Origin of the sequence: Lentzea albidocapillata (assembly GCF_000719115.1) — a bacterium.
In the GTDB taxonomy this organism is placed as follows: Bacteria; Actinomycetota; Actinomycetes; order Mycobacteriales; family Pseudonocardiaceae; genus Lentzea; species Lentzea albidocapillata.
This window is the reverse complement of record NZ_JOEA01000078.1, coordinates 1-603: the sequence shown is the minus strand read 5'-3', so window position 1 is coordinate 603 and position 603 is coordinate 1. Positions and strand designations below refer to the sequence as shown.

General features: G+C 70.1%; 1 pseudogene. It reads right to left on the bottom strand.

Going from position 1 to position 603, the window contains the following annotated elements:
- Positions 1–586: pseudogene (locus IG04_RS43550) on the bottom strand (hypothetical protein); the annotation flags it as partial.
- Positions 587–603 lie beyond the last annotated feature (17 nt).

Here is a 603-nt window from a genome sequence, read left to right as displayed (position 1 = left end):
ACCATGGATTCCGCGCCGGGCTTGAGTTCCCCGTCGAGGCGGACCGTGTAACCGTCCACTGTGAACTCACGTGCGTCGGTGTCGTACTGCTTCGGTTCGTAGCCGCCGGCGACCTGGATGTCCGTGCCGAGCGGAAGTCGGCGAAGATCCGGTAGCTGCCGGCGGCGGGCAGGGTCAGCGGCACCGACCACGTTCCGTCCGCGGCCATCTCCGGGTGCACGTGCTGGAAACCGGAACCGTCCCGGCGCACCAGCACGAGGTGCAGCCGCTTCTCGTGCTCCACGTCGAACTTCGTGACTGTGCCACCGTCGGCGGTGCCGATCGTGAACTGGAACGGCTGCTGCTCGCCGGCCGTCGCGGTGGTCCGCAACGGCTTCAGCACGTAGCCGTTGTCCGCGACGGACAGACCGGGCGGCAGCTTGGCGCCGGTGTTGCCGGAGGTGGGCTGCGCGGCGCCGTGGTCCATCGCGGCCGGCGTGCTCGCGTCGCCGCCGAACGGGCCGACAGCGGCGCCGGCAGCCCAGGCGCCGCCGAAGACGATCGCCAGCACGCCCGCGTAGGCGGTCACCTTCGTGGCGGTGTTCATCTCAGGTCCTTTCAGCT